This window comes from Caballeronia sp. LjRoot29, from assembly GCF_964252755.1.
In the GTDB taxonomy this organism is placed as follows: domain Bacteria; phylum Pseudomonadota; class Gammaproteobacteria; order Burkholderiales; family Burkholderiaceae; genus Caballeronia.
The window spans coordinates 1-25,844 of the sequence record NZ_CAXUPU020000002.1 but is presented as its reverse complement, the minus strand read 5'-3'; the positions used below and the strand labels follow the sequence as shown (position 1 = coordinate 25,844).

Genomic DNA, 25,844 nt, shown 5'->3' with positions numbered 1-25,844 from the left:
GCACGCTGTTAGCGAGAACGTTTCGACAACATCTTCACCGAACACGTGCCGCCTTCGCAGCAATTTTCGGTGAGGAAGCCAATGAGCCCGCTCATGGCGTCGAAGTTCGCTGAATAGAAAATGTAGCGCCCATCCTGACGTGCATCCACCAGTCCGGCGTGCGAAAGGTCTTTCAGATGAAAAGATAGACCCGATGGCGAGACGCCGAGTTGCTGGGCAATGTCGCCGGCCGCGAGACCGTCAGGACCCGCCACGACCAGCGCCCGAAAGATTGCCAGCCGCGACTCGTGCGCAAGTGCGCCCAGTGCGCGGACTACGGTGTTTGAGTTCATGTGCCAAAGCTTACGACAAACGGTTTTACATTTCAATAATTATTGAAATGTAAGCTAACGATGTAAGCAATCTCTAAAGAGACGCTCATGTTTGCCGTTAAAGGGTATGGGCCGGATGACGCCGCCAGCCTCGGTTGCGTTTCGCAGCATCGACGCGCGCCACCGCTCGGATATCGATGTGAGATATGAAAAGTGAGACGACATGTTTTCGACGATTAAAGGTCGCCTGGGTATTGCCATGGCGCTTCTGGGTCTGTTGCTGATCGTGATTGGCGGACTGGGGCTTTGGGGAATGAGCCGCGGTAACGACACGACACGCGGCCTCTACATGAACCAGATGCCTAGCGCTGTCGCGGCCGGCAACGCCGAAATGTTCACCGCCCGTGAGCGGCTCAGTTTCGATCGGGCGGCCTTGCTGGTTGGCAAGCCCGAGGCGGCGGAAACCGCCATTGGACGCGGCACCTTGATGCGCACGCGCGCGGACAAGGAATGGGCGACCTACGCGGCGCTGCCGCAGGGGCCGGGCGAACACAAACTGGCTGAGGACTTCCAGGCCAAGCGCCTTGAACTCCAGAAGCTGATGGACGACGGTTACGCCAATATCAGGGCGAACGATGCAGACAAGATCGTCGCTTCCGCCGAAGCCATGCAGGTTGCGTTCAACCAGCTGGCCGCGTTTGGCGAAGCGCTTCGCAAGTACCAGTTCGACTCAGCCAAGAGCGACTACGACAACTCGCAGGAATCGTTCGGCGACTTCCGTCTTATCAGCATCGCGTCAATTTTGGCGGGTCTCGCGGCCGCCATGTTCTCGTGGCTGTCACTGCGTCGTTCGATCGGGCGTCCGCTCGAAGAAGCGCTTGCGCAATTCGATGCCATTGCCGCCGGCGATCTGCGCCGCGAGCTGATTGTCACCTCGCGTGACGAGATGGGACAACTGCTCTCGGGTCTCGCGAAGATGCAGGCCAGCCTGGTGAATACGGTACGCACGGTACGCTCGGGCAGTGAGTCCATTGCATCGGCGACCAAGCAGATTGCGGCTGGCAATATCGATTTGTCTTCGCGTACGGAAGAGCAGGCGTCGGCGCTGCAGGAAACGGCATCGAGCATGGACGAGTTGACCGGCACCGTGAAGCAGAACGCAGAAAACGCGCGTCAGGCGAGCTCGTTGGCCGCCAATGCGTCGGACATTGCGAACAAGGGCAGCTCGGTGGTTTCACAAGTGGTCACCACCATGGGTGACATCAACCAGAGTTCGACGAAGATCGCCGACATCATCACGATCATCGAAGGCATCGCGTTCCAGACCAACATCCTCGCGTTGAACGCAGCGGTGGAAGCGGCGCGTGCGGGCGAGCAAGGACGAGGTTTCGCGGTGGTCGCGGCAGAAGTCCGCAGTCTCGCGCAACGGTCTTCAGCGGCTGCGAAGGAGATCAAGGAACTGATCAATACATCGGTCTCGCGCGTGCAAACCGGCACGACGCTGGTGGGCGATGCGGGCCGCACGATGTCGGAAATCATCGGCGCGGTGCAGCGCGTGACGGACATCATGGGCGAGATTGCAGCGGCGTCCGAAGAGCAGAGCAGCGGTATTGAACAAGTAGCGCGCGCGGTCACGCAAATGGATGAAGTCACCCAGCAAAATGCGGCGCTGGTGGAAGAAGCCGCGGCCGCTGCGCAATCGCTGGAAGATCAGGCGGGCGCGTTGAAGGCGGCAGTTTCTGTGTTCCAGTTGGACGACCGGGGCCTGGATGTCAAGCCGGCGCTTGGCGCGAAACCTTCGCATGGCGCGGCGCACGGTGTTGCGCATCGTGCGCTAGCGGTACCGAAGAAACGCGCGATTGCTGTGAGTTCGAGCGTAGTTGCGGCCGCGGCAGGGCTCAAGACACCGGCGCTGATCAAAGAGAAAGCGAAGCCCGTTGCATTGGCTGGCGCTGCTGATTGGGAAGCGTTTTAACTAGCAGCGTTCTTGTTGTCTAGCGAGCGCAGGGAGGCGGTGAACGCCAGCGTCTCCCTGGTGCTTCAGGCTCGCGATTCACTTCACGGGCAAGGCCGGCGGACTCGTTCGCTTCATGCGCCTTCTTTCAAGGAAGGTCCATAGCGTCAATCCACCGTATGCTGCATATCGCAGAATGGTGGAAGCGACAGTAATCCACGTCGCGTCTTCCCAGCCGATATCAAGCACCAGCCGCACGGCGTTCTCGGCCGTCAGCCCCAATCCCCATACCAGCGTCATCTTTTGAATGACCGCTACGAGATCGGGATTGTCACGCCACCATTGTTCGAACTGAGCCGTTCCTCCGTCCTGTTCGCGGGCGACGGTCGATCGTCCGAGATAGAACACGAGTGGCCTTGGAAACGCGAGTGAGATCAAAAACGCGATGCCGATCAAACCCGAGATGACAGGCTCTTCAAAAAGCCGCGCATGAGCGTTGTCGATAAAAGATGAAACCGCCAGCGACAATAAAGTACCGACCAGTACGATCGCGCTGAGCGCATCGAAGTGATGAAAGCGCAGAAGGTCCCATGTCATCCACGCTATCAGCGGCAGCGTGGACGCAGCCAATGCTCCCGAGTGGCCCCACTGCGGATACGCAAGGTGATAGGCGAGCCACGGGAAGAGTACGTTGATGCAGATCGCCGATAAATATCGGACCCGGTTGTTCATATGAATCGGCTGAGTGCTGACGCGGCCAGATCGTTAGACAAACAAAAATACCACGGCCCGTTTCACGCGTTGCTGACGTAACCCTTAAGGGTTGAAACAAGAAATGCTGCTAACTGCTTAGCGCTGCTTGAGCGTTGAAGCATCAAAGCATCTGAATGCAAGGCTGATGCGCGGCCCATCGACGCCGCTCATCTTCGGTATGCCGTGATTATGCGTGAATTGCGAGGCGTAGCTCATGAGGAGCACGCTGCCCGCGTGCAGGTCCACATTGAGCGTGCGGCCCTTGCCCGACTTCGCGCGGATTGTCATGCGTCGGGTCGCCCCCAGCGAAAGGATTGCTATAGGCGCTTTCTGCACGAGCCCTTGGGTCTTGTCGTTATGAGGCGCGACGCTGTCGTTGCCATCGCGATACAGATTCAAACCGACGCTATTAAACTGCGCGCCGGCAATCGCGCGCACTTGCACGGCTGCCTCCATCAGCGGTTCCGGCAAGTCCGGTGCGTCCAGCGAGAAATGCGCCATCAGCCGCGGGACATCGACCTCGCGGTCGTACATCAGGCGACGCTGATTGCCCCACGTCACATGGTCAAGCGTCTGCTCAAACCACGCGCGTGAGATCACCTGCGGGATCACGCCGGGCAGGTAACGAATCCCGCTTTCGGCGTCTTCCACAAGGTCGAGCGGTACGGCATCGAACAGATCGTTTTGAAACACGTCGATTCCTTTGCTGGCTATTCCTTGCTCTATTGATCAGTCCGCCGCGAACGGCAATTCGCCCTGAACGGATTGCGGCTCGGCGACATAGGACCCCGCCGGCAGTAACGCCGTCACGCGTACACCGAGCAAACGCAGGCGCCGGTCCAGCGGCACGCGCTTCAGGCACTCGGTTGCAGCGCGACGGATCTCCGTTGCATCGGCTGTTGGAAACGGGACCGTCAGGTCACGCGTGACCGTGCTGAAGTCGTTGTAACGCAGCTTGATGCCGACCGTGCGTCCCTCGTACCCTTTGCGACGCAGGTCGTCGGCCACGCGCGTACAGAGGTCGGTGAACGCCGCCGACAGCTCCGCGCGATCGTGGCGTGCATGCAGGTCGCGCTCGAAGGTGGTTTCGCGGCTCATCGACTTCGGCTCGGAGCTGACCACCACCGGCCGTTCGTCGAAACCTTGGGCTACTTCCATGAGCCATGCCGAGTAAGTCCGGCCAAAGCGGGCCTGCAGTATCTCGGGGTCCGCGCGTGCCAGATCACCGACAGTTTCGATGCCGATAGCCGCGAGTTTTTCATTCGCCTTCGGCCCAATGCCGTTCACCTTGCGTACGGGCAGCGGCCAGATTCGCAACGGGATGTCAGCGGGGGTGAGGATGGTCAGGCCGTCGGGTTTATCGAGTTCCGAGCCAATCTTCGCCAGCAGTTTGTTCGGCGCGACGCTGATCGAACACGACAGGGCGGTCGCGTCGCGCACGGCCTGCTTGATGCGTGCTGCGGTCTCGGCGGGATCCCCCGGCAGGTCCGTCAAGTCGATGTAGATTTCATCGATACCGCGGTTCTCGATCTGCGTGGTGAACGTGGCCACGGCCTCCTTGAAAAGACGCGAGTAGTGCCGATACGAATCGAAGTCGGTGGGCAGCAGGATGGCGTCCGGCGCGAGTACGGCGGCTTTCATCATGCCCATGGCGGAAAACACGCCGAACGCGCGCGCTTCGTAGGTCGAGGTGGTGACAACGCCACGGCCCGTGTAATCGCGCAGCCGCTTGAAGCGGCGGGTGCCGTCGGGCAGTTCTTCTGGCGTGGCGTTCCTGCCGCCGCCGATCACGACGGGTTGACCGCGAAGCTCGGGATAGCGCAGGAGTTCAACGGACGCATAAAAAGCGTCCATGTCCAGATGCGCGATGTGCCGCGTGGCTGTCACCGGAGCGCTCCGGCGTGGGAGCGGTTCAACGCCGAAGACGCGCGAGGACCGGGAATGCTGATGTTTCCATTGGGATCGGACATGATCAATAGCTGTATGGATGTACAGTATTTTACATCAAAAGTTCGGGGAGCAATACCTTAGCTAAACCCGCTCAAGATCACGCGAGACGCGTACAGAAGCGTCGCACGGCAGGCCACTTGAAGTCTCGATCCTCATCTAACTCAAGACTTCTCCTGTCCCTCTCCCAACGTTTCCATGACGTGGTCAACAAAACAGCGCAGTTTGAGTGTCATTTGACGGTCGGCCGCGTAGAGCAGGTGGATCGGTCGGAAAGGGCCTTCGTATTCCGAGAGTATCTGAATCAAGTCGCCCGACGCGAGGTCCTCGGCAACAGCATGTTCATAGCCTAGCAAGACGCCAAAGCCGTCGCGCGCTGCACGGTGCAGGGCGATCCAATCGTTCATTCGCAAGCGCCCCTTCACAGGCACCTTTGTCACCCGGCCATTACGCTGGAATTGCCAGGTCCGGCTGAGTTCCGAGGCCCAAGGAGCAAAACTCAGGCATTCGTGACGAGCCAGATCAGCGGGTTGTCGCGGTACGCCATGTTTGCGCAGGTAATCCGGCGATGCGCAGGCCATTTTCATAGTTCGCATGGAACATCCGGAAGGAGCGCTGTGGAACGAGCACGTTCTTCCGCACATCGATTATTTGAAAACGCTGGTCGAACAATGCCGTTTGCTGGCGTCAGGTCCCGTCAGAGGCGCCCCGCTGCGGGCGGGTTTCCTGGTGATGCGGGCAGATAACCGCGGGGAGGTACAAAGCATGATCGACGACGACCCGTTCGCACAGAGGGGTGTTATCAGCGCGCTGACCATCGAGGAATGGGACCCTCTCTTTGGCCTGCTTGCCGACTATTCGTCCAAACAGTCGCCGGCCGATTTGGCCGAGGCGCGGTAGTTCGTCCTTACTCTCCCCACCCGACACCCGCATTGACCAGTCGTTGGGCGGGATTTTATTCATTTCAATCATTGGAGCCTGCCATGCAATACGAACTCACTACGCTTGCGTGCGCGCCGCTTACGGAGGGGGCTGTGGCCGCTGCGGCGCACGACTGGATAGCGCAAGGCGCCGGCCGATTACTGGGCGCATGGCGTACCGAGATCGGCGAGCTTTTCCAGGTCAAACTGCTGCGCCAGTTCGACACCGCAGATGCGCTTGAGGAAGAGCGCAGTCGCGCGCTCATGGATCCAGCACCGTTCGGAATCTCGGACCCGGCGATACGAATAAACATGGAACGCTATGCGCGGTTCCCCTTCTTACCGGAGGTCGAGCCCGCGATGTTCGGAAGCTTCTACGAATTCAGAACCTATTTCCTGAGGCCCGGCGGTCTCGAGCCAACCCTAAACGGTTGGCGCGATGCCATCGCGCCTGCGGGCGATTACACGAGACATCTGGTCGTCAACATGTACGCGTTGGACGGGCCACCGCGCATCACACATATCTGGGGATTTTCCAGCCTGGAAGAGCGCGCTGCGCTGCGCACACGCCATTACGCCGACGGCCTCTGGCCGCCAAGGGCGCTCCTCAGCAAATCGCGAAAGCGACATCAACGATTTGCATACCGGAACCTTACTCGCCGTTGCGATGAAGATCGGCAAGGCTCATGAGGTCATTAAAAGCGGGAAGCTATTGGAAACGCGGTGGTTGTTTTCGACGCTTAGGAATTGAAGTCGTGAGGGGATGCATGGCGATCTTTGACGACTGCACGGGGGCGGCAAGATTTATTCGAGTTTCCCGTCATCCGACGCTTTTAGGGGCGCGGATTCGGGATACGCGAACGACCGCAATTGTCTGGTCTTAAGTTATCGAGGAACGCTGAACTCAGGAACAGGTCTTCGCCGCAGCTAGCGGTCGCTTACTCAAGCACTTTGTTCGGCGTGGCGCTGAACGAGATGAACCGGGCAATGGACCACTTACCATCAGGCTGGCGCTTGAAAATGTCCATCCCCGCTTCCGTACTCACGCTCGACTCGCCACCCTTCTGCGCAGTCAGCGTCCAGAACAGCCGGACGACGGCGATATCGCCGGAAACGATGATCTCGCGAACATCAGGACTGTCGTAATGGAGTTGCAACCCAGGTTTCGCCAACACAGCACTGAGCTTCCTGCAGATCGCGTCTCGGCTGCCATCGAGCGCGTCAGGAACGGTCGAAACCAGATCAGGGGCGAACAGGTCACAGACTCCTGCTGCATCACGAGCGTTAAACGCCATCGTCCAACGCTGCAGCCGTTCCAAAATGGCGGCCTTGTCTGAATCCACGTCTGCGTGAGCCGGAGTCACCACGCTGACGCTGCTCAACACAACGGCAATCGCCAGCAGCCATCGGATCATGGGAGGTCTCCAATCAATCGGGGTTGCTGCCATTTTATAGGGATCGACAATGCGCGATATTGAATGCGGGCGGCCAGCATTCGGTTACGGGACGGCGGCCACCATGATCACCCAGCCGTTTGAATGTCCGCTCCATCGTGAAAGCGGACCTGCCGGGCGCTGACTCGCGGTCCTGTAATCGCTAGCCGTGACGCCCACGAGAGACGCGTGTCAGCCTTGCATTCATCGCGTCGGCTTGCATTTATGCATCCAAACAAAAAAATCTTCCCTACGGCCGTTTTGTGATATCGGTCGAATTGAACGCATGCGCTCGGCCGCACTCACTTCGGTTCGTTGTTCGCCTCTGCGCAGCGACTTACTAACGCGAGATAGCTTGCCCCGCGAAACCAACTATGCGGCGCTCCGTCACCTTTAACAATCGGACAAAGGCTCCGTCATGGATACGATATTGCCTGCTGCTTCGCCGGCTTTTACGCGAGTTACTCGGATTGCCTTGGTCGCAGCCGCGATCACCCTCTCAAATGTTTCATTCGCAACTGCACCGGCTATACCGGTGCCCCCTGTCAGCAAGAAAATTCCTCACGGCCCGGTGGCAGGTACCCAGATGTCAGAGGCCTACGTACGTAACCTTGCGAAGGTCGCGTACATTTGGGGATGGCCGATGGTGAACATGCACAACCGCCACATCGTGTTTTCAAAGGTGCCCGAATCCGGCCTCGGTGATGGCGTGTTGCCGCTGGCTCCGCTGAACCGGTTGACGATGCTAACCGACTACATCAAGCCGGAAGAGCGAGCCGTCGCGACACCGAATCAGGACGTCGTCTATGGCTTCGGCCTACTGTGGCTGGAGAAGGAGCCGGTTGTATTCCAGGTGCCAGATTTCGGCGACCGTTTCTGGCTTTACCAGCTCGGTGACCAGCGCACCGATACGTTGGGCGGCGTCGGCAAGATGTACGGGACCAAGCCCGGCTTTTACATGGTGGTCGGTCCGAACTGGAACGGTAGTGTGCCCAAAGGCATCAAGCAGGTATTTCGCTCGCCCACCAATCTCGCGTATGTGATCCCGCGCGCATTCCTCGACGATACCGCACAGGATCGCAAGACCATTCAGCCACTGGTGAACCAGATCATGGCGTACCCGCTTGGCGAGTACGACGGCAAGATCAAGACCAAAGACTGGTCGAAGATTCCCACGTTATCCGATCCGTCCGGCGGCTCGCAGGGCGGAGGGGGCGAAACCCAGTGGGTCAAGCCGGAAGCCTTCTTCGCCGAACTGCCGGCGGTCATGAAGGAAGTCCCGCCACAGCCCGGCGAAGAGGTGATCTATGGCTGGATCGGCTCGTTGCTGGATGCCGCCGCGAAGGATCCGAAAATCGCCGACACACTCAAGCAGGCAGCCATCGACGCTGACAAGGAGATGATGCCCGAACTGCATCAGTACTCCTTTGCCGGCGTACCGGTGGGCAACGGTTGGGTTGCCCCGATGAACGGCGCGGAGTTCGGCACCGACTACTACAGTCGCGCCGCCGCTGCGAAGGCGAATATTTTTGCCAATCCGCGTCGCGAATCGGCCTACTACGGCCTCGAATATGCCCCGGACAAAACGCGCCTGAACGGCGCCAGCGCATATCGCGTTACCTTCGCAAAGGGTGAGTTGCCACCGGTCAATGGTTTCTGGTCGCTGACGCTTTATGACAATGAACATTTCTTCGCGCCGAACGACATCAACCGGTTCTCCGTCGGCACGAAAAACAAGGATCTCGTCTATGGCGCCGATGGTTCGCTGACGGTTTATGTGCAACACGAACGCCCTGCGGCGGACCAGGTGGCCAACTGGCTGCCGGCGCCCGCAGGTGACTTCGAACTTTTTATCCGCGCGTACTGGCCGAGAGCCGAACTCCTGGAGGGCAAGTGGACCCCGCCAGCGGCGGAAAAGGCGAACTGAGTGAATGCGGGATCTCGGGCTCCGGTTTGGTGAGTCCGGCCGACCGATCAAAGCGGGATGCGTTACGTAACCGGCACCGCGCTGTGCGCCCATCGATAGGGGAAACTCAACGTGAATGCTGTCCGCACCTTGTCGTTGTCCGTCGCCACGTCACTATGCGTCGCGGGTTTGCCAACGCTCGCAGCCGCACAGACCGACGCGAACACGCCATCGTCAATCCAGACACCTCGGCCGCGCGCCGCGCAGACCGGCTTGGCATCGACGCTATTGAGTTGCATTGTGCCCACGGCTATCTGATTCATGAGTTCCTCTCCCCGATTTCGAACAAGCGGACCGATGAGTTTGGGGGGACGCTCGTGGATAGAATGCGGTACCCGTTGGAAGTCTATGACGCAGTGCGCGCTGTTTGGACCAGGCACAAGCCCCTTGGTGTCAAAGTTTCGGCGACGGACTGGATAGACGCGGGGTGGGACATAGAGCAGACCATCCATCGAGTTCGCGAAGGCACTGGAAACGCGTGGAATTGACTGGATCGACGTATCTTCAGGCGGAATTTCGCCCCTGCAGAAAATTGCGTTGGGCCGGGCTATCAGGTTCCGTTCGCCAACCAGATCAAAAGAGCAACTGGCGTGACGACTATCTGTGTTGGTTTGATAACGGACGCAAAGCAGGCTGAGGAAATTCTATCGAGTGGCCAGGCGGATGCCGTGGCTATCGCCCGAGGCATGCTCTACCACCCACGTTGGGCGTGGCACGCGGCAGCGACTTTCGGCGCTACTGTCGAAGCCCCCCGGCCATATTGGCGCGCACCCCCGCAGATGCATGCTGCAGTTTTCGGCGAAGTCGTGAACGGCGCACGATGAAGGGTTCGATGCCTGACATTGCTCGCCCCGCGTTCTCCGATCGCGCGAGCGAACAATTTCAATCATCGCGCCCGCCGGTCCGCGAACGAGACGGTTGAAAGCCTCTTGCGGGTCGAGGGCGGTCCTGCACAAATAGACCTTTAACAAGCTGAATCACGCAGTCAGCATCGGCCGGGGTTCGGCCACCGTCGGACTTTCGCCGACGCCTTCGGCATACGTATGTTCACGCAGGGCTTATCCCGAGAAGTTGGCGAACGGGGAATCACAGTCAACAATATTCAACCGGGTCCAATCGATACGGATCTCAATCCTGCGGCTGGTGATTGGGCAATCCCTCAATTGGAGATGACGGCGCTCAAGAGATACGGGCAAGTTGGTGATATCGCGGCCATTGTCGCTTTTGTTGCCAGCGACGAGGCGGCGTATATCACCGGGGCGAATCTTACGGTCGATGGCGGCACGAATGCCTAGCTTTAGGATCGACTCACGGCAATGACGCTTCACTGCGCCGGAAACTTCGCCGCGCGCACAAACTCGATGAACCGTGCAGCCACGGCGTTATCCCGGCTCGTTTGCCACGCCAACCCGACTTGCCAACGGGCAGCCGGATCGCGCAGCGGCAACACCCTGGCATCCCGCAACAAATACTTCGCCCGGGACGGCAAAAACGCAGCGCCGACGCCCGCGGCGACAGCAGCGAGAACGGACTGGATGTCATCGGTCTGCTGAATCACTCGCGGCACGAAACCATGCTCGCTGCACCAGCGATCTATCTGCGCTGCTAGTCCGGGTCCACTGCTGCGCGCGAGCGCGATCAACCCGGGTTCGTTGAGATCATTAAGGTCGGCTGGAAGGCGCTTCCATTTTGCGTGCTGAGGCACGGCGAGCGCCAAGGTCTCGCTGAGCAAGGGCACACACGACAATTCCCTATCGGCCGGCATGCGAAGGAAGCCGACATCGAGCTTCCCCGCAAGAATCCGGCGCGTCTGCTCGGCGGAAGAAAGATCATTGAGCGACACGCTGATGTTCGGATTCAGCCTTCGAAATTCCGCGATCAATTGCGGCGCCCGGGTCAAGGTTGAAAGCCCAAGCCCCACGCGCAGATATCCACGCTTGCCACTGCTCGCTTCGCGCGCCCGCGCGACGAGTTCGTCCGCATCGCGTACCAGCGTTTGCGCGCCGCCAAGGAACTCGGCGCCAAACGATGTCAGCTCGGCGCCATGCCTGCCGCGTTCGAAAAGACGCGCACCCAATGAGTCCTCCAGCGCCGCGACCTGTTTGCTGAGAGCGGGCTGGGTGACATTCAGCGCTTCGGCGGCGCGGCCGAAATGATGAAGCTCGGTCACGGTCAGGAAGGCGCGTAGAAGTTTGAGTTCCATTCCGCAAAGTAATTGAATATGTAAAATGATTCATTTTACTTATCGAATGCCTGGCGGTCCAATGGACTCTCCAAACGGCTCTTTCGTCAGGCGGTACACGGCATGTCCTCATCCTCATGTTCCCCCTTCAAGGTTGCGGCGGTCCCGCTTAGCTCGTTGCGCGGGAATGCATCGCAGAACGTTGCGAACATGTCGGCGTCGCTCGCCGATGCCGCGCTTCAAGGAATCTCGCTGGTAGTTTTCCCCGAGTTCAGCCTCGCTGGATACGGCGATACCCTGAAGCTGCGTCGCCGCGAACTTGTAATGCTCGCCGAGCCGCTTGATGGTCGCTCAATCGATAAAGTCGCTAATTCAGTGGAGCGCACCGGCGTGGCCGCGGGCGTGGGTTTTATCGAGCGTGCGCCGGATGGAAGGTTGTTCAACAGCTATGTGATTTGCATGCCGGACGGCGTGCGATGTTGTCACCGGAAATTGCAGATGGCAGAACATCCCGCCATTGAGCGCGGCGAGCAATACACCGTGCTGGATACGAAGTGGGGCGTTCGTATCGGCATCTTGATTGGCGCAGATAATTACCTGATCGAGAACGTCCGCGTGACAGCGCTGATGGGCGCGACATTGCTCGTTGCGCCACATCGGACCTATGGGTTGGACGGACATGGAGAGTCATCGCTACAGCGGCTTTCCACCGGGCAACGAGTCCGGCCGCCTGGATCACAAACCGATGCAGAAGCCGACTGGTTGCGACGATCCTTAATCGCTCGAGCATCCGATAACGGAATGTTCGTAGTCTTTAGCAATGGGTCGAACACGGGCGATCATCAACACGGCACGATCATCGATCCCGCCGGACAAGTGCTAGCGGAACAAGAAACCTCATCCAGCCCGACGGTTTCCGCAGAAGTGAACCCCGGCCTGATAGCGGAAAGCGTCGGCCAGCAATGCCTGACGGCCCGTCGCTCGGATAGCAACGGGCCGTTCGTCCGCTCGGTATTGCCACGCGGAAACACCTTTGCGGAGCGCAGCGGTGCCCCATCAAGAGGGGCAATCGCGCTGGGCTTCGCGCAGGTCAGCCGTATCCGCCAGACTTAGCGATTAATGCTCAATCTTCACTCCGCCGATCGCTTCCAGTTCAGCGAGCACCGCGTCCGACAAGCTCAACTGCGCGGCCTGCAAGTTCTCCCGCAGATGCACGACCGACGACGTGCCCGGGATCAGCAAAATATTCGGCGAGCGATGCAAAAGCCAGGCAAGCGCCACTTGCAAGGGTGTCGCGTCGACCGTTTTTGCGACTGTGGACAGCACGGACGATTGAATCGGCGAGAACCCGCCCAGCGGGAAGAACGGCACATACGCAATGCCCTGGCTCGCGAGTTCATCGACGAGGGTGCCGTCGTCCCGTTGCACCAGGTTGTACTGGTTCTGAACGCAGACAATCTTCGCAATGCCCTGCGCTTCAACAATCTGCGCCGCGGTCACGTTGCTTAATCCAATGTGACGGACAAGCCCCTCGCGCTGGAGTTCGGCGAGCGCGGTGACCTGCTTTTCGATCGATCCTTCCGATGGCGAATGGATGCTTCCCATGATCCGCAAGTTGACCACATCGAGCACGTCCAGGCCGAGATTGCGCAGGTTGTCGTGCACGCCGCGCCGGAGGTCCTCGGGTTCCATCGCCGGCAGCCATGAGGCGTCTTCACCGCGAACAGCACCAAGCTTGGTGACGATCACCAGATCATCCGGGTACGGGTGAAGCGCTTCGCGAATGATCTGGTTGGTGATGTGCGGCCCGTAGAAATCGCTGGTATCGATGTGATTGACGCCCGACGCCACTGCTTCGCGCAGGACGGCTATCGCCGCATCATGGTCCTTCGGCGGCCCGAACACGCCGGGACCGGCCAGTTGCATGGCGCCGTAGCCCAGGCGATGTACCGTGCGGCCAGCAAATTCAAAGGTGCTAGTGGGGATGGAATTCGACATGACGCTCTCCTTGGTGGATGTGCACGCAGTATGGAGATGTTTGCGTTGTTAGATAATCCGGTCTAAATTGCACGGGTTGTTTAAAAATGTGCACAGTGACCATGGAATTAAATGATCTTGCCGCGTTCGTGTCGGTTGCTCGCGCAGGCGGATTTCGCGACGCGGCCCGGATCAGCGGCGTTTCCGCTTCCAGCCTGAGCATTGCCGTGCGCCGCCTTGAAGCGAAACTGGGTTTGCGTTTGCTCAACCGGACCACCCGCAGCGTGGCTCCGACGGAACCGGGGTTACGTCTTATCGAAAAGCTGGCGCCGTTGTTCAGCGAGATGGAAGCATCGCTCGATGTCCTGAACCTGTTCAGGGACAGGCCAAGCGGTACGCTGAAACTCAATGTGCCATCGAGCGCGGCGCGGATCGTGTTGCCGACTGTTATCGCGTCGTTTCTTAAAGCTTATCCCGATATTCGCGTGGAAGTCGTGGTCGAGGATGGTTTCGTCGATGTGCTCGCAATTGGCTGCGATGCCGGCATTCGTTACGACGAACGGCTTGAGCAGGACATGATTGCCATTCCTATCGGTCCACGCGTGCAGCGCTTCGCGACCGCTGCGGCACCGGAATATCTCGATGCGCACGGTCGGCCCGAGCATCCGCGTGAGCTGCTTTCACACGCGTGTTTGCGCGGCCAGTTCGCGGGCGGCGCGAAGCCGACGTGGGATTTCGAGCGGGACGGGGAGGTGGTGCGGCTGGATCCTACGGGGCCGCTGCTGGTCAGGCCCGGCGCGGCAATGGAGCTTGCAATCAGTACCGCAGTGGCGGGCGTGGGCGTGATCCACATTTTCGAGGGAATGCTGCGTCCGTATCTGGATAGCGGCGCGCTGGAACCGATCCTGGAACCGTGGTGGCCGTCCTTTTCGGGGCCATTTCTCTACTATCCGGGGCGTCGGCATTTGCCCGCGCCGTTGCGCGTTTTTATCGATTTCGTGAAGGCGGGTGATTTGTCATTGAACCTGCCGCCCCTTTGACCTACACCTCCGCTTCCACTTGCGGCACGATCGAACTCAACCAGTCCGACAGCGCGACGAACGGTTCGTCGTGGGCAATTTCATCGGGGGCGACGAGGTAATAACCGGACTTGCCGGACATCGGCTTATTCAGCGGCACGACCAGCCGTCCGGATGACAATTCGTCAGCCAGCAAGATCTCCGGCAGCAGCGCGACGCCCAAACCGGCCTGAGCCGCGCTCGTGAGCATCGTGAACAATTCATAGCGCGCACCGCGTACCGCTCGTACATCGTGCTCAAGTGCGTTCAGGCGAAACCAGGTGCGCCAGGCGTCGGGACGTGTCGATAAATGCAGCAGCGGCAAATCCACCAGTTGCTCGAGCGAAATCGACGAACCGGCCGCACTCCCATTCCCGTTCCCATTCGCATCGAGCAGGGAAGGGCTGCACACCGGCACGACGTTGCCCTCGCGAAACAGCAGTTTCCCCTGCGTCCCGGGCCAGACCGAATCGCCGAAATACAGCGCGGCGTCGAAGGGCGAATCGCTGAACAGGAAGGGCTCGGTGCGGATGGAGAGATTCACGGTGATATCCGGCCGCAGCGCGCGAAATTGCGGCAGGCGCGGGATCAGCCACTGACTCGCCAGCGTGGGAACGACCGCTATCTCCAGAATCCGTCCCACGCCGCGTTGCGCCATCAATTCGAGCGTATCGCGCTCGATCCGGTCGAGATTCTTGCGCACGAGCGCCGCGTAATCACGGCCATGCACCGTCAGCACAATGCGCTTCTTGATGCGCAGGAACAAAGCGACGCCCAGCCGGCTTTCCAGTCCCGCAACCTGACGGCATACCGCGCTTTGCGTAAGCGAGAGCTCATTGGCCGCGCGGGTGAAGCTTTCGTGCCGTGCGGCGGCCTCGAAGATCTGCAAGGCGACCAGATTGGGAATACCTTTTCTCATGTTTTACCGGTACCGTTTGCGAGTCGCGTATAGACGCGATTAATCGACTTGGTGCAATTTGCGAATGAAGTGATGAGTTTATATCAATTGCGCGGCTTTTTGCCGCCCTCCAGAATCGGCTTCCATTGAATCGCCTTACCGGGTGTCGATCCGGGCCTTGGGCTCGCACCTCGCTTGATCAGCCGGAACTGGATAAATGAACTCGAATCTCGCCGCGTTGCTTGCTGTTGCCATTCCGGAATCCGATGTCACCGGGTTAGTGCGATTGATGAACTTGCCCTCTGTGCTCGCCGATGCCACCCCGGGCACCGTCACACGCGCCGAACTCGCGCAGGCCATGAACATGGCGCTGTTCGCCGACGTGCTCAAGCGCGTACCAACAGGCCGCGCTTATACCGATGACCTCCTGCACATCCAAACCCGCGTTCAGTTCGACCACGGCGCGTTGCGCACCGTGCGTTGGGCCGAATCCGGCGCGTTGCACCCGGGCGAAGCCGCGTTCACACGACTCCTGAAGCCGCTGGGTTTTGTGCTGAATGGCACGTACCCGCTCGATCGCATCAAGATGACGGGGCGCTCGTACATGCACGTCGATGCCCCCGATGAAATCGCCCAGTATTTCGTGAGCGAGCTGCATCCCGAACGTTTCAGCGCCGAATTCCAGCAAGCCGTGACGAACGTGATCGGCGAAAGCGTAGATCCGCTGACGCCGCAAGCGGTTGCATCGCTGGCCGAGCTGGAGCGCGACCATTCGCTGCCGCTGGCGATTGCCCTCGAGCTGCTGCCCGTGCTCGTGCGCTGTTTCGAGCGCCAGCACCCGGTGCCGCGTCTCGCGGACTATGAAACGCTGCGCGCCGAGTCGGCGGAAATGGCGTGGATCGCGACCGAAGGCAACGCGTTCAACCATGCGACCGACCGTGTGGACGATGTCTTCGCCGTTGCCGATGCCCAGCGCGAGCTCGGCCGTCCGATCAAGGACAGCGTCGAAATTTCGAAGTCAGGCCGGGTGCGCCAGACGGCGTTTCGGGCTGACCCTGTGCGCCGGGTGTTCGTTGGCGCGGACGGTGCGCGGATCGAACGCGACGTGCCGGGTTCCTTCTACGAATTCATCAGCCGCGATACGGTCATGGACGAGGCTACCGGCCGAGCCAGACTCGATCTCGGTTTCGACGCCGGCAATGCCACCGGCATCTTCAAGATGACGGCGGCCGCGTGAATTGCGCCGCTCACTCCGCCGACCTGTACGACTTCACGGGTCCCTTCAAGGCGCCGCAAGGCTCGGCGATCCGCGAGCTTTTCAAGTACCTCAGCCGGCCCGGCATGATTTCGTTCGCGGGCGGCTATCCGTCGAAGGATCTCTTCGACCGCGCGGGCATCGGCCAGGCAATGGGGGACGCTTACGCCTCCGATCCGATTGCGTGCCTGCAATACGGCGACACGGCGGGTTCGCCCGCCCTGCGCCGCGCGATCCTGCGTTTGATGAGCGATCGCGGCGTGACGCGCGAGGTGGACGACGTGATCGTGACCACGGGCTCGCAGCAGGGTCTCGACCTGCTCATCAAGATCCTGGTCGCGCCAGGCGATGCCGTGCTGATCGAAGAGCCGGCTTACCCGGCCGCGATCCAGGCGTTGCGACTTGCGGGCGCACGTTTGATCCCGGTGCGCACCGACGCCCAAGGTATTGACGTCGATGCACTCACCGGGCAGCTCGAAGCGCTCGATCCGGCCACGCGGCCGAAGCTGCTCTACACGGTGCCGACCTTCGCCAACCCGACCGGCGCGACCTTGCCGGCGGCGCGTCGCGAAGCGCTTGCACGGCTGGCGATGCGGTTCCGTTTTGTACTTGTCGAAGATGATCCCTACGGCGAGCTGCGTTTCTCCGGTGAGCCGGTAAAGCCGATCACGGCGCTCGCCGATGCCATCCCGGGTGCGAGCGACTGGATCGTCTATTTCGGCAGCCTCTCGAAGATCGTGGCGCCGGGCTTGCGCATCGGCTGGTCGATTGCGCCGCCTGCCATCACGCGCCGCATGCTCGTGGCAAAACAGACTACCGATCTCTGCACCTCGCCGCTCGCGCAGGAAACGGCGCGTCACTACCTTGAGCGCGGGCGTCTGGCGGAACACGTGCAGACCATAGCGCTGGCTTACCGCAAGCGTTGCGAGGCGTTGTGCAGCGCGCTGCGCCAGTTTGTTCCCGATGAAATCGAGTACGTGATGCCCGAAGGCGGCATGTTCGTCTGGGCGCGATTGAAGGGCGGCCGTCATTCCGCCGATGTCCTCAAGCGCGCGATCGAGCAGAACGTGATCTACGTTCCCGGACCGGCGTTTTACGCGCGTGACCCGGACGAATCGAGCATGCGGCTGTCGTTCGCCGCGGCGCCGGGCGAGGCCGAAGTGTTCGAGGGCGTGCGGCGGCTCAAGCTCGCGCTGGCGAGCCGGTAGATGCCGGTCCTGTTCAAAGGCAACCTGCCGCATCGTTTCCCCAAGGCTCGCCAGATCCGGCGAAACGCGTTCTAATCGGATAACCTGAACGCAGATGAACGCTTGACTGAGTGTAGTTGGTTCCTTCAACGCACCAAGTCGTGCCGATTAATCAATTGCAGCGGTTTTTTTAAGCCCTGAAACTCTGCTCCGACGAATGTGTGCTTCAAGCACTGGAGCGGGTTTCAGAGCGGTGTTGACGGATCGTGGCCTTCGGGCTGCATCGCAGCGCCCGCCAGCCACCCGACATGGAGAGGAAGTGATGAAACTGAACGATATTCTTGGCGAACTAGGTGTAGATCTCGGGCAATGGAAGGGCGATGCCCTGACGGCGCGTTCGCCGCTCGACGGCGCGACGCTGGCTGGTTTGGCCGTGGACACCCCCGCCGATGCCGCTCGCAAGATCGACGCTGCTCACGCCGCTTTCCTCAAATGGCGTACCGTGCCCGCGCCGCAACGTGGCGAACTGGTGCGCGTTTTCGGTAATGTGCTGCGCGAACACAAAGCTGCGCTCGGCGGCCTCGTCACGCTGGAAGCGGGCAAGGTGACGTCCGAAGGTCTGGGCGAAGTGCAGGAAATGATCGATATCTGCGATTTCGCCGTCGGCTTGTCGCGCCAGCTTTACGGCCTGACGATCGCGTCCGAGCGTCCGGGTCATCGGATGATGGAAACGTGGCATCCGCTGGGCGTGGTCGGCGTGATCTCCGCGTTCAACTTCCCGGTCGCGGTGTGGTCGTGGAATACGGCGCTGGCGCTGGTCTGCGGCGACGCGGTCGTCTGGAAACCCTCGGAGAAAACGCCGTTGACGGCTATCGCCTGTCACGCGTTGTTCGAAAAAGCGCTCCGTGAATTCGATAAAACCCATCCGGGCGTAGCGCCCGAAGGCCTGAGCCAGTTGCTGCTTGGTGCGCGTGATGTGGGCCAGGTGCTGACCGAGTCGCCGAAGGTACCGCTGGTCAGCGCGACCGGCAGCGTGCGCATGGGAATTGAAGTGGCGCAAGTGCTGGCGCAGCGGCTGGGTCGCAGCATCCTTGAGTTGGGCGGCAACAACGCAATGATCGTTGCGCCCAGCGCCGACCTCGATCTGGTCGTGCGCGGCGTGACCTTCTCGGCAGTGGGTACGGCGGGTCAGCGTTGCACGACGCTGCGTCGCCTGATCGTGCATACCAGCGTGGTCGACCAGTTGCTGCCGCGTCTGGAAAAAGCGTTTGGGTCGGTGAAAGTGGGCAGCCCGCTCGAGTCGGATACGCTCGTCGGTCCGTTGATCGACCGTGCTGCGTTCGACGGCATGCAGAAGGCACTAGGCGATGCCCGCGAGCAAGGCGGCAACGTGAAGGGCGGCGAGCGTGTGGATGTAGGCGGCCACGCCGATGCGTACTACGTGCGTCCGGCATTCGTTCGGATGCCTGCACAAACCGCCGTGGTCGAACGCGAGACCTTCGCGCCCATCCTCTACGTGATGACCTACGACGACTTCGCTGAAGCATTGCAATTGCAAAACGGCGTGCCGCAAGGTTTGTCGTCGGCGATCTTCACGAACGACATCCGTGAAGCCGAGCAATTCATGTCGGCGGCGGGCAGCGATTGTGGCATTGTGAACGTGAACATTGGCACGAGCGGCGCCGAGATTGGCGGTGCGTTCGGCGGTGAAAAGGAAACGGGCGGCGGCCGTGAGTCGGGTTCCGACGCGTGGAAGGCTTATATGCGCCGCGCGACCAACACGATCAACTACAGCCGTGAGTTGCCGCTTGCGCAAGGCGTGAAGTTCGACGTTTGATGTAATCGAATTAGAAACAGAAAAAGATTTAAACCTGGCGTCCCACCCCTCGCCACTTCTTTCGTCCGCTTGCACGCGCCAACCGCGGCGCTTGCTCAAGCGGATGAAAGACCTCCGCGGTCATCCCCCGGTTGTTGCACTCGTTGCACTCGACTCTGTCCCTTGTCCCGTTTGACACCGCTGCATCAGAGGCGTGTTCCGCCTGTCCGCGTGCTGTTTTTGCGTTGCTTTTGCGTGAATGCCCTGCGTCCGTTCAACTGTTTTTCTGCTAGACCCTGGAGGCCACCGTGTCGTTTCTCGTGCTGGACAAACTGACCAAAGCCTACGGCGACCTGAACGCCGTGAGCGACGTGAGCCTCTCGGTTGAAAAAGGCGAATTCGTTTCCCTGCTGGGGCCTTCGGGCTGTGGCAAGACCACGACGCTGCAAATGATCGCGGGTTTTATCGATGTCACGCGCGGGCGGATTTCGCTCGATGGCAAAGACATCACGAACGTGCGTCCGAACAAGCGCGGCCTGGGCGTGGTGTTCCAGAGCTACGCGCTGTTTCCGCACATGACGGTTGCGCAGAACGTGGGCTTCGGGCTGGAAATGCGCGGTATCGGCAAGGCTGAATGCGCGGAGCGGATTCGCGAGACGTTGTCGCTCGTGCGGCTCGATGCGCTGGCGGCGCGGTATCCGCGTGAACTGTCGGGTGGTCAGCGGCAACGGGTGGCCATTGCGCGTGCGTTGGTGATCAAGCCACCGGTACTGCTGCTCGATGAACCCATGTCCAACCTCGATGCAAAGCTGCGCGAAGAGATGCAGTTTGAGTTGCGCGGGATTCAGCGCAAGGTCGGCACGACGACGGTCATGGTGACGCACGATCAATCGGAGGCGCTGTCGATCAGTGACCGCGTGGTCGTGATGGAAGCAGGGCGCGTGACGCAGGTTGATTCGCCGTACCGGGCGTATGAACGGCCGGAGAATCGTTTTGTGTCGCAGTTCATCGGCAAGGCGAACATGCTTGCGGGCAAGGTGACCGAGGCGCGTCACAACGAAGTGCACGTGGACCTCGGGCATGACCTGACCGGCATTGCGTGCATTGAAGCGGGCACGATATGGCGTGAAGGCGATACGGTGACCTTATGCATTCGCCCGGAAAAACTGCACTTGTGCGCGGTGGGAACGGGGCGCCTGTCTGCCACTGTCACGAGCCGCTTTTTCCTTGGCAGCCAATGGTTGTATCGCGTCGATACCGCCATTGGTGAAGTGCTGGTTTGCAGCCAGAACGAAGGCACGGAGCCGGTAGCAGAGGGTGCGATGGTTGGTATCGACTGGCATCGTGACGCCGTGCGCGTGCTTCAGGAAGTGAGCCATGGCTAGTACCATCGACTCGACGGGTCCCGACAATAGCGGCGCGCTGAAGAACGATCGCGCGCCGTGGCACGCATTCGTGCCGCCCTGGCTGATGAGCCTGCCAGCGTTCATCCTGTTCGCGGTCCTCGTGCTGACGCCGCTCGCGATGACCGTTGTACTGACGTTCTATCGCTTCGATCCGGCTAGCGGTCCGATCGCGGCGTTCCAGTTCGGCAACTATGTTGAAGTGCTGACGGACAGCTACTACCAGACCATCTTTGCGCGCACGTTCGGCATCGCAATCCTGACCACTTTGTTGTGCGTGGCGATCGGTGCACCCGAAGCGTACGTGCTGTATCGCATGCGCGACCCATGGCGCTCGATGTTCCTGCTCGTGATCCTTGCGCCGCTGCTGGTGTCAGTCGTGGTGCGCGCATTCGGCTGGAGCATGTTGCTCAACACGGGCGGTATCGTTAATCAGTTTTTAGGACTGTTCGGCATGGGTCCGTACAAGCTGGAGTACACGACCTTCGCGATCGTGATTGCGCTCGTCCACGTCATGCTGCCGTTCATGGTCATCCCTGTCTGGACCTCGCTGCAGAAGCTCGATCCGCAAGTGGAAAATGCGGCGCTCTCGCTGATGGCATCGCCCGCGACCACGTTGCGGCGCATCGTGTTGCCGCAGATCGCGCCGGGCATTTTGTCGGGCAGCCTGATGGTGTTCGGTTTATCGGCGAGCGCGTTTGCGATCCCCGGCCTGCTCGGCGGCCGTCGCCTGAAAGTAGCGGCCACCGCCGTCTACGATGAATTCCTCGGCTCGCTCAACTGGCCGCTTGGCGCGACCATCGCGATCCTGTTGCTGATTGCGAACCTCGTGATCATGATCACGTATTACCGGGTTCTGGAGCGTCGTTACTCCAGAAGCCTCGGTTAAGGAAAGGAGACCGCTGCAATGCGAAAGAACGGCCTCGTTGCCCTGAGTTTTCACACGCTCGTGATCCTGTTCGTGCTGGCGCCGCTCGTGATCATCGTGCTGGTTGCGTTCACGCCGGACCAGACGCTGACGCTCCCCACGCACGGTTTCTCGCTGCGCTGGTTCCGCGCGATTCTCGATTACCCGGATTTCATTTCGGCGTTTTTCAACAGTATCAGGTTGGCGTTTGCGTCGGCTACGCTGTCGCTTGCGCTGGCTTTGCCGGCGGCCCTTGCTATTGGCCGTGAGCGTTTTCCGGGGCGCGAATTCCTCAATGGTTTGTTCCTCTCGCCGCTAGTGATTCCAAGTCTTGTGCTCGGCATTGCGTTCCTGCGTTTCTTCGCGATGATCGGCGCCACCGGCTCGTTCACGTGGCTTGTCGCGGCGCACATGATCATCATCACGCCGTTCGTGATGCGGCTGGTGCTGGCCTCGGTGAGCGGCATGGATCGCAGCATCGAGCACGCGGCGCAGTCGTTGGGCGCGGATCGATGGACATCGTTTCGCCGTATCACGCTACCGATGATCCTGCCGGGCATCACGGGCGGCTGGCTGCTTGCGTTTATCAACAGTTTTGATGAACTGACCATGTCGATCTTCGTCACGTCGCCGCAGACCATTACGTTGCCGGTGCGCATGTACATGTACGCGACGGAGTCTATCGATCCGATGATGGCGTCCGTATCCGCGCTCGTTATCTTTATTACGGCCGGCGCGATGATCGTGCTCGACCGCGTGTATGGACTGAACCGGATCCTGATTGGTACGCATTGATTCGCTCGGCTCCCACGACCTCACTCTACGCAATGACCAATCTTCCCAGCACAACACTCACCGGACAGCCGCATACCGCAACCGATGCCGCGCCGCAATTCGTGCGTCTGACGGAAGTGCATCGCAAGCAGGTGACGTTGACGCTGGACGGCGTTGCGATCACGGCCTTGACCGGCGATACGGTGCTGAGCGCCATCCTGCTGCATACACGACGAGTGCGCGACACCGAGTTCAGCGGCGAACCGCGGGCGGGATTCTGCCTGATGGGCGCGTGCCAGGATTGCTGGGTACAACTGGAAGAGGGCACACGGATTCGGGCGTGCTCGACCTTCGTCAAAGAAGGCATGCGCGTCATGACCCGGCCTGCCGGAGCGAACGGAACGTGAGTACGACCATCGATAAAAAAAGCATGTATCGGGTCGTCATCGTGGGTGCGGGACCGGCCGGCGTGAGGGCGGCTCAGACGCTGGTGGCGGCGGGCATTGTGCCTGTCGTCATCGATGAAGCGCCGCGTGCGGGTGGCCAGATCTATCGCCAGCCGCCGGCCGACGCGGGTTTTGTCCGCAGCAAACGGCTGCTGTATGGCATGGAAGCAGCCAAGGCCGACGCGGTGCATTCGACCATGGCAGGGTTGCTATCCCGGCTCGACTATCGGCCGGACACGCTGGTGTGGGGATGCGGCGCGGCGCAACTCGATACCTTGCATGCCGGACGCCAGCGGACGGTGCCTTATTCGCACTTGCTGATTGCGACCGGCGCGACTGACCGCGTGCTGCCGTTTGCGGGCTGGACGCTGCCGGGCGTCTATACGCTTGGCGCTGCGCAGATTGCGCTGAAATGGCAAGGCTGCTCGATTGGGCGTCGCGTGGTGTTGGCGGGAACCGGGCCGTTGCTTTATCTCGTGGCGTATCAATACGCGAAGGCGGGCGCGCGGGTGGAGGCGGTGCTCGACACCAATCCGTTCTCGCGCCAGGTCGCCGCGACGCCGCGTTTGTTGCGGCAGCCGTCCACGTTCACCAAGGGTTTGTATTATGTCGGCTGGCTGATGGCGCATGGGATTCGTATCGAACGTGGCGTAACGCTCGTGCGTGCCGCGGGCGACAAAGCCGTGCAGGCGATGACCTATCGCATTGGTGATGACGAGCAAGAGCTGACCATTCCCTGCGATGCGGTTGGATTCGGGTATGGCCTGCGTTCTGAAACGCAGCTTGCCGATCTGGCGGGCTGCCGTTTTCATTTCGATGCCCTCAATCGTGCGTGGTTGCCGGAGCGCGATTCAGCCGGCCGCACGTCGGTGCCGGGTGTTTATATCGCCGGCGACGGCGCGGGTATTGCCGGTGCCGATGCTGCGGAACTGGCCGGCCGTCGCGCAGCGCTTGCGATGCTGGAAGACTTGGGGCATCGGGTTGAGAACGCTGACGTTCAGGCCCAGGCTGCGAAGCTCGATCGGCAACTGGCGAATATCGCAGAGTTTCGTATTGGGCTGGAACAGGCGTTTGCGCCGCCCGCCGATTGCGCGTCGCACTGGCCGGATGACATGACCGTGTGCCGTTGCGAGGAGATCGATGCCGGCACGCTGCGCCGCTGTATCCGAGCTGGCGAGGCAAGCGAGATCAACCGGCTGAAGGCGCTTACGCGCGTTGGCATGGGTCGCTGCCAGGGACGTATGTGCGGCGCGGCGGCGGCGGAATTGCTGAGCGCGGAGACGGGCAAACCGATCTCCGAAGTCGGACGTTTGCGCGGACAGGCGCCGATCAAGCCTGTGCCTTTATCGATAGCGATGATGGACGAGGCATCCGCAGCCGATCATCTCGCCGCGATCCCGGAGCACGCGCGCGATGACTGAGACTTTGCGGTTTGACGTGCTGGTAGTGGGTGGCGGGTTGGTGGGGTCATCGACGGCTTTGATGCTTGCAAGGCGCGGGCTTAAGGTTGGGCTTTTCGAACGCCGATATTGCGGCGCGCAGGCGAGCGGCGTGAACTATGGCGGCGTGCGTCGTCAGGGGCGGCCGGCCGAACAATTACCTCTGGCGGTGCGTGCACGAGCGATCTGGGATCAGTTGCCGGAACTCGTGGGCACCGATGGAGAGTTCGTTGTATCGGGGCATTTTGCGCCTCGCTCGCAGCGAGGCGGATCTTGAGGCGCTCGACGCGTACGCGCAGCTTGCCAACCCGTTCGGCCTCGATTTGCAGGTGATGAGCGGACCTGCGTTCAGGCGTCGATACCCGTGGCTTGGAGCGGCTGCCGTGGGTGGCTCGTTGTGTCCGGGTGATGGTCATGCCAATCCGCGCGTGGTGTCGCCTGCGTTCGCGCGTGCGGCGCGTGCAGCGGGTGCGGATGTCCGTGAGCAGACTACCGTGACGAACATCGCGCGCGCGGGGGATCGGTTTGTTGTTGAGGCGCGGCATGACTCGGGGGCTGCGATCGAGGTTCAGAGTGACTGGCTGGTCAATGCTGCGGGCGCGTGGGGTAACACGGTGGCCGGGTACTTTGGCGAGACCATTCCGATGCAGCCGATCTATCCGAATATGTGGGTGACTGAGCCGCTGCCCTATTTCATCGATCACAATCTTGGGGTGTATGGCGGCGGTATTTATGCCCGACAGGTGTCGCGTGGCAATGTGGTGATTGGTGGTGGTCGTGGGATTGGCGATGGTGAGTATGCTCAGCCGCTCACGGAGACTACACGGACAGTGATGCGCGCGGCGTATGCGCTTTTGCCGGCGTTGAAGGATGCGTTGTTGTTGCGAACGTGGACCGGGGTGGAAGGCAGTACGCCGGATGATAATCCGGTGATTGGTTTTAGCGGAACCACGCCGCGACTGCTGCACGCGTTTGGATTTTCGGGGGGTGGGTTTTTGCTTGCGCCAGGGGTTGGAGCGGTGCTCGCTGATCTAATTGTTCAAGGGGAATCGGGGACGCCGATTGAGGCGTTTTCGATTGGGCGGTTTGGGAGGGCGGAGGAGTAGGGGGCGGCTGGGGTTAGCGGTCGGGGGCAATGCCCGGAGTTTGGTTCTGGGGCGGCGGTCGGGGTCAATGCCGGGTTGCTGCTTTCCAGGTCGCCGCGGGTTATACGTTAGC

General features: G+C 60.7%; 25 protein-coding genes and 2 pseudogenes. 17 read left to right on the top strand and 10 right to left on the bottom strand.

What is annotated here, in order from left to right; all coding sequences use genetic code 11:
* Nucleotides 1–8 precede the first annotated feature (8 nt).
* Nucleotides 9–332, bottom strand: a complete 324-nt coding sequence (locus tag ACSQ83_RS02260; RefSeq protein ID WP_436227102.1) for an ArsR/SmtB family transcription factor — start codon at nt 330–332, stop codon at nt 9–11.
* 202 nt (nt 333–534) lie between these two features.
* Here ACSQ83_RS02260 and ACSQ83_RS02255 point away from each other — a divergent pair, with 202 nt between their 5' ends.
* The gene (locus tag ACSQ83_RS02255; protein WP_414949337.1) at nt 535–2,286 is read left to right on the top strand and encodes a methyl-accepting chemotaxis protein; all 1,752 of its coding nucleotides are present in this window, start codon (nt 535–537) and stop codon (nt 2,284–2,286) included.
* A gap of 78 nt (nt 2,287–2,364) precedes the next feature.
* Here ACSQ83_RS02255 and ACSQ83_RS02250 read toward each other — a convergent pair whose 3' ends face one another.
* The 4 genes from ACSQ83_RS02250 to ACSQ83_RS02235 form a co-directional block, all read right to left on the bottom strand.
* Nucleotides 2,365–2,997 carry a VC0807 family protein gene (locus tag ACSQ83_RS02250; protein ID WP_414949338.1) on the bottom strand — a complete coding sequence of 211 codons (633 nt, stop codon included), beginning with the start codon at nt 2,995–2,997 and terminating at the stop codon, nt 2,365–2,367.
* A 117-nt stretch (nt 2,998–3,114) separates the two neighbouring features.
* Nucleotides 3,115–3,711 carry an alpha-ketoglutarate-dependent dioxygenase AlkB family protein gene (locus ACSQ83_RS02245; RefSeq protein WP_436227101.1) on the bottom strand — a complete coding sequence of 199 codons (597 nt, stop codon included), beginning with the start codon at nt 3,709–3,711 and terminating at the stop codon, nt 3,115–3,117.
* A gap of 36 nt (nt 3,712–3,747) precedes the next feature.
* Nucleotides 3,748–4,905: a DNA polymerase IV gene (gene dinB / locus ACSQ83_RS02240; protein WP_414949340.1), complete on the bottom strand. Its 1,158-nt coding sequence runs from the start codon at nt 4,903–4,905 to the stop codon at nt 3,748–3,750.
* Nucleotides 4,906–5,129: 224 nt separating this feature from the next.
* Nucleotides 5,130–5,561 carry a LysR substrate-binding domain-containing protein gene (locus ACSQ83_RS02235; RefSeq protein WP_436227100.1) on the bottom strand — a complete coding sequence of 144 codons (432 nt, stop codon included), beginning with the start codon at nt 5,559–5,561 and terminating at the stop codon, nt 5,130–5,132.
* Between ACSQ83_RS02235 and ACSQ83_RS02230 the strand changes: the two genes are divergently transcribed.
* Together ACSQ83_RS02230 and ACSQ83_RS02225 are read left to right on the top strand one after the other, a co-directional pair.
* Nucleotides 5,560–5,865: a YciI family protein gene (locus ACSQ83_RS02230; protein ID WP_436227099.1), complete on the top strand. Its 306-nt coding sequence runs from the start codon at nt 5,560–5,562 to the stop codon at nt 5,863–5,865. The two genes, ACSQ83_RS02235 and ACSQ83_RS02230, sit on opposite strands and share 2 nt — an antisense overlap.
* A 134-nt stretch (nt 5,866–5,999) precedes the next feature.
* Nucleotides 6,000–6,575, top strand: a complete 576-nt coding sequence (locus ACSQ83_RS02225) for an NIPSNAP family protein (RefSeq protein ID WP_436227098.1) — start codon at nt 6,000–6,002, stop codon at nt 6,573–6,575.
* Nucleotides 6,576–6,823: 248 nt separating this feature from the next.
* Here the strand turns inward: ACSQ83_RS02225 and ACSQ83_RS02220 are convergent, their stop codons facing one another.
* Complete coding sequence (locus ACSQ83_RS02220) at nt 6,824–7,300, bottom strand: YybH family protein (RefSeq protein WP_414966758.1); 477 nt, start codon at nt 7,298–7,300, stop codon at nt 6,824–6,826.
* 604 nt (nt 7,301–7,904) lie between these two features.
* Between ACSQ83_RS02220 and ACSQ83_RS02215 the strand changes: the two genes are divergently transcribed.
* Complete coding sequence (locus ACSQ83_RS02215) at nt 7,905–9,245, top strand: DUF1254 domain-containing protein (RefSeq protein ID WP_436227097.1); 1,341 nt, start codon at nt 7,905–7,907, stop codon at nt 9,243–9,245.
* A 62-nt stretch (nt 9,246–9,307) separates the two neighbouring features.
* On the opposite strand, the gene ACSQ83_RS02210 is transcribed toward ACSQ83_RS02215, so the two are convergent.
* Nucleotides 9,308–9,547, bottom strand: coding sequence for a hypothetical protein (locus ACSQ83_RS02210; RefSeq protein WP_414949395.1), 240 nt, complete (start codon nt 9,545–9,547; stop codon nt 9,308–9,310).
* Between ACSQ83_RS02210 and ACSQ83_RS02205 the strand changes: the two are divergent.
* Both ACSQ83_RS02205 and ACSQ83_RS02200 read left to right on the top strand, forming a co-directional pair.
* Nucleotides 9,476–10,108: pseudogene (locus ACSQ83_RS02205) on the top strand (tRNA-dihydrouridine synthase); the annotation flags it as partial. The gene ACSQ83_RS02210 and the pseudogene ACSQ83_RS02205 overlap by 72 nt on opposite strands.
* A 219-nt stretch (nt 10,109–10,327) precedes the next feature.
* Nucleotides 10,328–10,579, top strand: a complete 252-nt coding sequence (locus ACSQ83_RS02200) for an SDR family oxidoreductase (protein WP_436227096.1) — start codon at nt 10,328–10,330, stop codon at nt 10,577–10,579.
* Nucleotides 10,580–10,608: 29 nt separating this feature from the next.
* On the opposite strand, the gene ACSQ83_RS02195 is transcribed toward ACSQ83_RS02200, so the two are convergent.
* Nucleotides 10,609–11,487, bottom strand: a complete 879-nt coding sequence (locus tag ACSQ83_RS02195; RefSeq protein WP_436227095.1) for a LysR family transcriptional regulator — start codon at nt 11,485–11,487, stop codon at nt 10,609–10,611.
* Between the two features lie 102 nt (nt 11,488–11,589).
* Here ACSQ83_RS02195 and ACSQ83_RS02190 point away from each other — a divergent pair, with 102 nt between their 5' ends.
* Nucleotides 11,590–12,579, top strand: a complete 990-nt coding sequence (locus ACSQ83_RS02190) for a nitrilase-related carbon-nitrogen hydrolase (RefSeq protein WP_414949350.1) — start codon at nt 11,590–11,592, stop codon at nt 12,577–12,579.
* A gap of 3 nt (nt 12,580–12,582) precedes the next feature.
* Here the strand turns inward: ACSQ83_RS02190 and ACSQ83_RS02185 are convergent, their stop codons facing one another.
* A complete protein-coding gene (locus ACSQ83_RS02185; RefSeq protein WP_436227094.1) occupies nt 12,583–13,464 on the bottom strand; it encodes an aldo/keto reductase family oxidoreductase in 882 nt (293 codons plus the stop codon).
* 101 nt (nt 13,465–13,565) lie between these two features.
* Here ACSQ83_RS02185 and ACSQ83_RS02180 point away from each other — a divergent pair, with 101 nt between their 5' ends.
* Complete coding sequence (locus ACSQ83_RS02180; RefSeq protein WP_436227093.1) at nt 13,566–14,483, top strand: LysR family transcriptional regulator; 918 nt, start codon at nt 13,566–13,568, stop codon at nt 14,481–14,483.
* A gap of 1 nt (nt 14,484) precedes the next feature.
* Here ACSQ83_RS02180 and ACSQ83_RS02175 read toward each other — a convergent pair whose 3' ends face one another.
* On the bottom strand, nt 14,485–15,420 hold the full coding sequence (locus ACSQ83_RS02175; protein WP_414949354.1) for a LysR family transcriptional regulator: 936 nt from the start codon (nt 15,418–15,420) through the stop codon (nt 14,485–14,487).
* 268 nt (nt 15,421–15,688) lie between these two features.
* Here ACSQ83_RS02175 and ACSQ83_RS02170 point away from each other — a divergent pair, with 268 nt between their 5' ends.
* From ACSQ83_RS02170 to ACSQ83_RS02130, 9 genes and pseudogenes are all read left to right on the top strand, one after another.
* The gene (locus ACSQ83_RS02170) at nt 15,689–16,636 is read left to right on the top strand and encodes a DUF1338 domain-containing protein (protein ID WP_436227281.1); all 948 of its coding nucleotides are present in this window, start codon (nt 15,689–15,691) and stop codon (nt 16,634–16,636) included.
* Nucleotides 16,633–17,862, top strand: coding sequence for a PLP-dependent aminotransferase family protein (locus ACSQ83_RS02165; protein WP_414949356.1), 1,230 nt, complete (start codon nt 16,633–16,635; stop codon nt 17,860–17,862). Before ACSQ83_RS02170 ends, ACSQ83_RS02165 begins: the two co-directional genes overlap by 4 nt.
* Nucleotides 17,863–18,163: 301 nt before the next feature.
* A complete protein-coding gene (amaB, locus tag ACSQ83_RS02160; protein ID WP_414949358.1) occupies nt 18,164–19,678 on the top strand; it encodes an L-piperidine-6-carboxylate dehydrogenase in 1,515 nt (504 codons plus the stop codon).
* Nucleotides 19,679–19,965: 287 nt separating this feature from the next.
* Entirely contained in the window at nt 19,966–21,042 is a 1,077-nt protein-coding gene (locus tag ACSQ83_RS02155) for an ABC transporter ATP-binding protein (protein WP_436227092.1), read from the top strand.
* Nucleotides 21,035–21,949: an ABC transporter permease gene (locus tag ACSQ83_RS02150; protein ID WP_436227091.1), complete on the top strand. Its 915-nt coding sequence runs from the start codon at nt 21,035–21,037 to the stop codon at nt 21,947–21,949. Before ACSQ83_RS02155 ends, ACSQ83_RS02150 begins: the two co-directional genes overlap by 8 nt.
* An 18-nt stretch (nt 21,950–21,967) precedes the next feature.
* Nucleotides 21,968–22,762 (top strand): ABC transporter permease, encoded by a 795-nt coding sequence (locus ACSQ83_RS02145; RefSeq protein ID WP_277033763.1) that lies wholly within the window; start codon nt 21,968–21,970, stop codon nt 22,760–22,762.
* Nucleotides 22,763–22,794: 32 nt separating this feature from the next.
* Nucleotides 22,795–23,148 (top strand): (2Fe-2S)-binding protein, encoded by a 354-nt coding sequence (locus ACSQ83_RS02140; protein ID WP_436227090.1) that lies wholly within the window; start codon nt 22,795–22,797, stop codon nt 23,146–23,148.
* A 23-nt stretch (nt 23,149–23,171) separates the two neighbouring features.
* Nucleotides 23,172–24,608: an FAD-dependent oxidoreductase gene (locus ACSQ83_RS02135; protein ID WP_436227280.1), complete on the top strand. Its 1,437-nt coding sequence runs from the start codon at nt 23,172–23,174 to the stop codon at nt 24,606–24,608.
* Nucleotides 24,601–25,732: pseudogene (locus tag ACSQ83_RS02130) on the top strand (NAD(P)/FAD-dependent oxidoreductase). The gene ACSQ83_RS02135 and the pseudogene ACSQ83_RS02130 overlap by 8 nt, the downstream one beginning before the upstream one ends.
* Nucleotides 25,733–25,844 lie beyond the last annotated feature (112 nt).

What these genes read in the sequence shown, in the direction of transcription:
- ACSQ83_RS02260 (WP_436227102.1), bottom strand. Translation starts at nt 332, where the DNA reads ATGAACTCAAACACCGTAGTCCGCGCACTGGGCGCACTTGCGCACGAG.
- ACSQ83_RS02255 (WP_414949337.1), top strand. Translation starts at nt 535, where the DNA reads ATGTTTTCGACGATTAAAGGTCGCCTGGGTATTGCCATGGCGCTTCTG.
- ACSQ83_RS02250 (WP_414949338.1), bottom strand. Translation starts at nt 2,997, where the DNA reads ATGAACAACCGGGTCCGATATTTATCGGCGATCTGCATCAACGTACTC.
- ACSQ83_RS02230 (WP_436227099.1), top strand. Translation starts at nt 5,560, where the DNA reads ATGGAACATCCGGAAGGAGCGCTGTGGAACGAGCACGTTCTTCCGCAC.
- ACSQ83_RS02235 (WP_436227100.1), bottom strand. Translation starts at nt 5,561, where the DNA reads ATGCGAACTATGAAAATGGCCTGCGCATCGCCGGATTACCTGCGCAAA.
- ACSQ83_RS02220 (WP_414966758.1), bottom strand. Translation starts at nt 7,300, where the DNA reads ATGATCCGATGGCTGCTGGCGATTGCCGTTGTGTTGAGCAGCGTCAGC.
- ACSQ83_RS02215 (WP_436227097.1), top strand. Translation starts at nt 7,905, where the DNA reads ATGTCAGAGGCCTACGTACGTAACCTTGCGAAGGTCGCGTACATTTGG.
- ACSQ83_RS02210 (WP_414949395.1), bottom strand. Translation starts at nt 9,547, where the DNA reads ATGAATCAGATAGCCGTGGGCACAATGCAACTCAATAGCGTCGATGCC.
- ACSQ83_RS02200 (WP_436227096.1), top strand. Translation starts at nt 10,328, where the DNA reads ATGTTCACGCAGGGCTTATCCCGAGAAGTTGGCGAACGGGGAATCACA.
- ACSQ83_RS02195 (WP_436227095.1), bottom strand. Translation starts at nt 11,487, where the DNA reads ATGGAACTCAAACTTCTACGCGCCTTCCTGACCGTGACCGAGCTTCAT.
- ACSQ83_RS02190 (WP_414949350.1), top strand. Translation starts at nt 11,590, where the DNA reads ATGTCCTCATCCTCATGTTCCCCCTTCAAGGTTGCGGCGGTCCCGCTT.
- ACSQ83_RS02185 (WP_436227094.1), bottom strand. Translation starts at nt 13,464, where the DNA reads ATGTCGAATTCCATCCCCACTAGCACCTTTGAATTTGCTGGCCGCACG.
- ACSQ83_RS02180 (WP_436227093.1), top strand. Translation starts at nt 13,566, where the DNA reads ATGGAATTAAATGATCTTGCCGCGTTCGTGTCGGTTGCTCGCGCAGGC.
- ACSQ83_RS02175 (WP_414949354.1), bottom strand. Translation starts at nt 15,420, where the DNA reads ATGAGAAAAGGTATTCCCAATCTGGTCGCCTTGCAGATCTTCGAGGCC.
- ACSQ83_RS02170 (WP_436227281.1), top strand. Translation starts at nt 15,689, where the DNA reads ATGAACTTGCCCTCTGTGCTCGCCGATGCCACCCCGGGCACCGTCACA.
- amaB (WP_414949358.1), top strand. Translation starts at nt 18,164, where the DNA reads ATGAAACTGAACGATATTCTTGGCGAACTAGGTGTAGATCTCGGGCAA.
- ACSQ83_RS02150 (WP_436227091.1), top strand. Translation starts at nt 21,035, where the DNA reads ATGGCTAGTACCATCGACTCGACGGGTCCCGACAATAGCGGCGCGCTG.
- ACSQ83_RS02145 (WP_277033763.1), top strand. Translation starts at nt 21,968, where the DNA reads ATGCGAAAGAACGGCCTCGTTGCCCTGAGTTTTCACACGCTCGTGATC.
- ACSQ83_RS02140 (WP_436227090.1), top strand. Translation starts at nt 22,795, where the DNA reads ATGACCAATCTTCCCAGCACAACACTCACCGGACAGCCGCATACCGCA.
- ACSQ83_RS02135 (WP_436227280.1), top strand. Translation starts at nt 23,172, where the DNA reads ATGTATCGGGTCGTCATCGTGGGTGCGGGACCGGCCGGCGTGAGGGCG.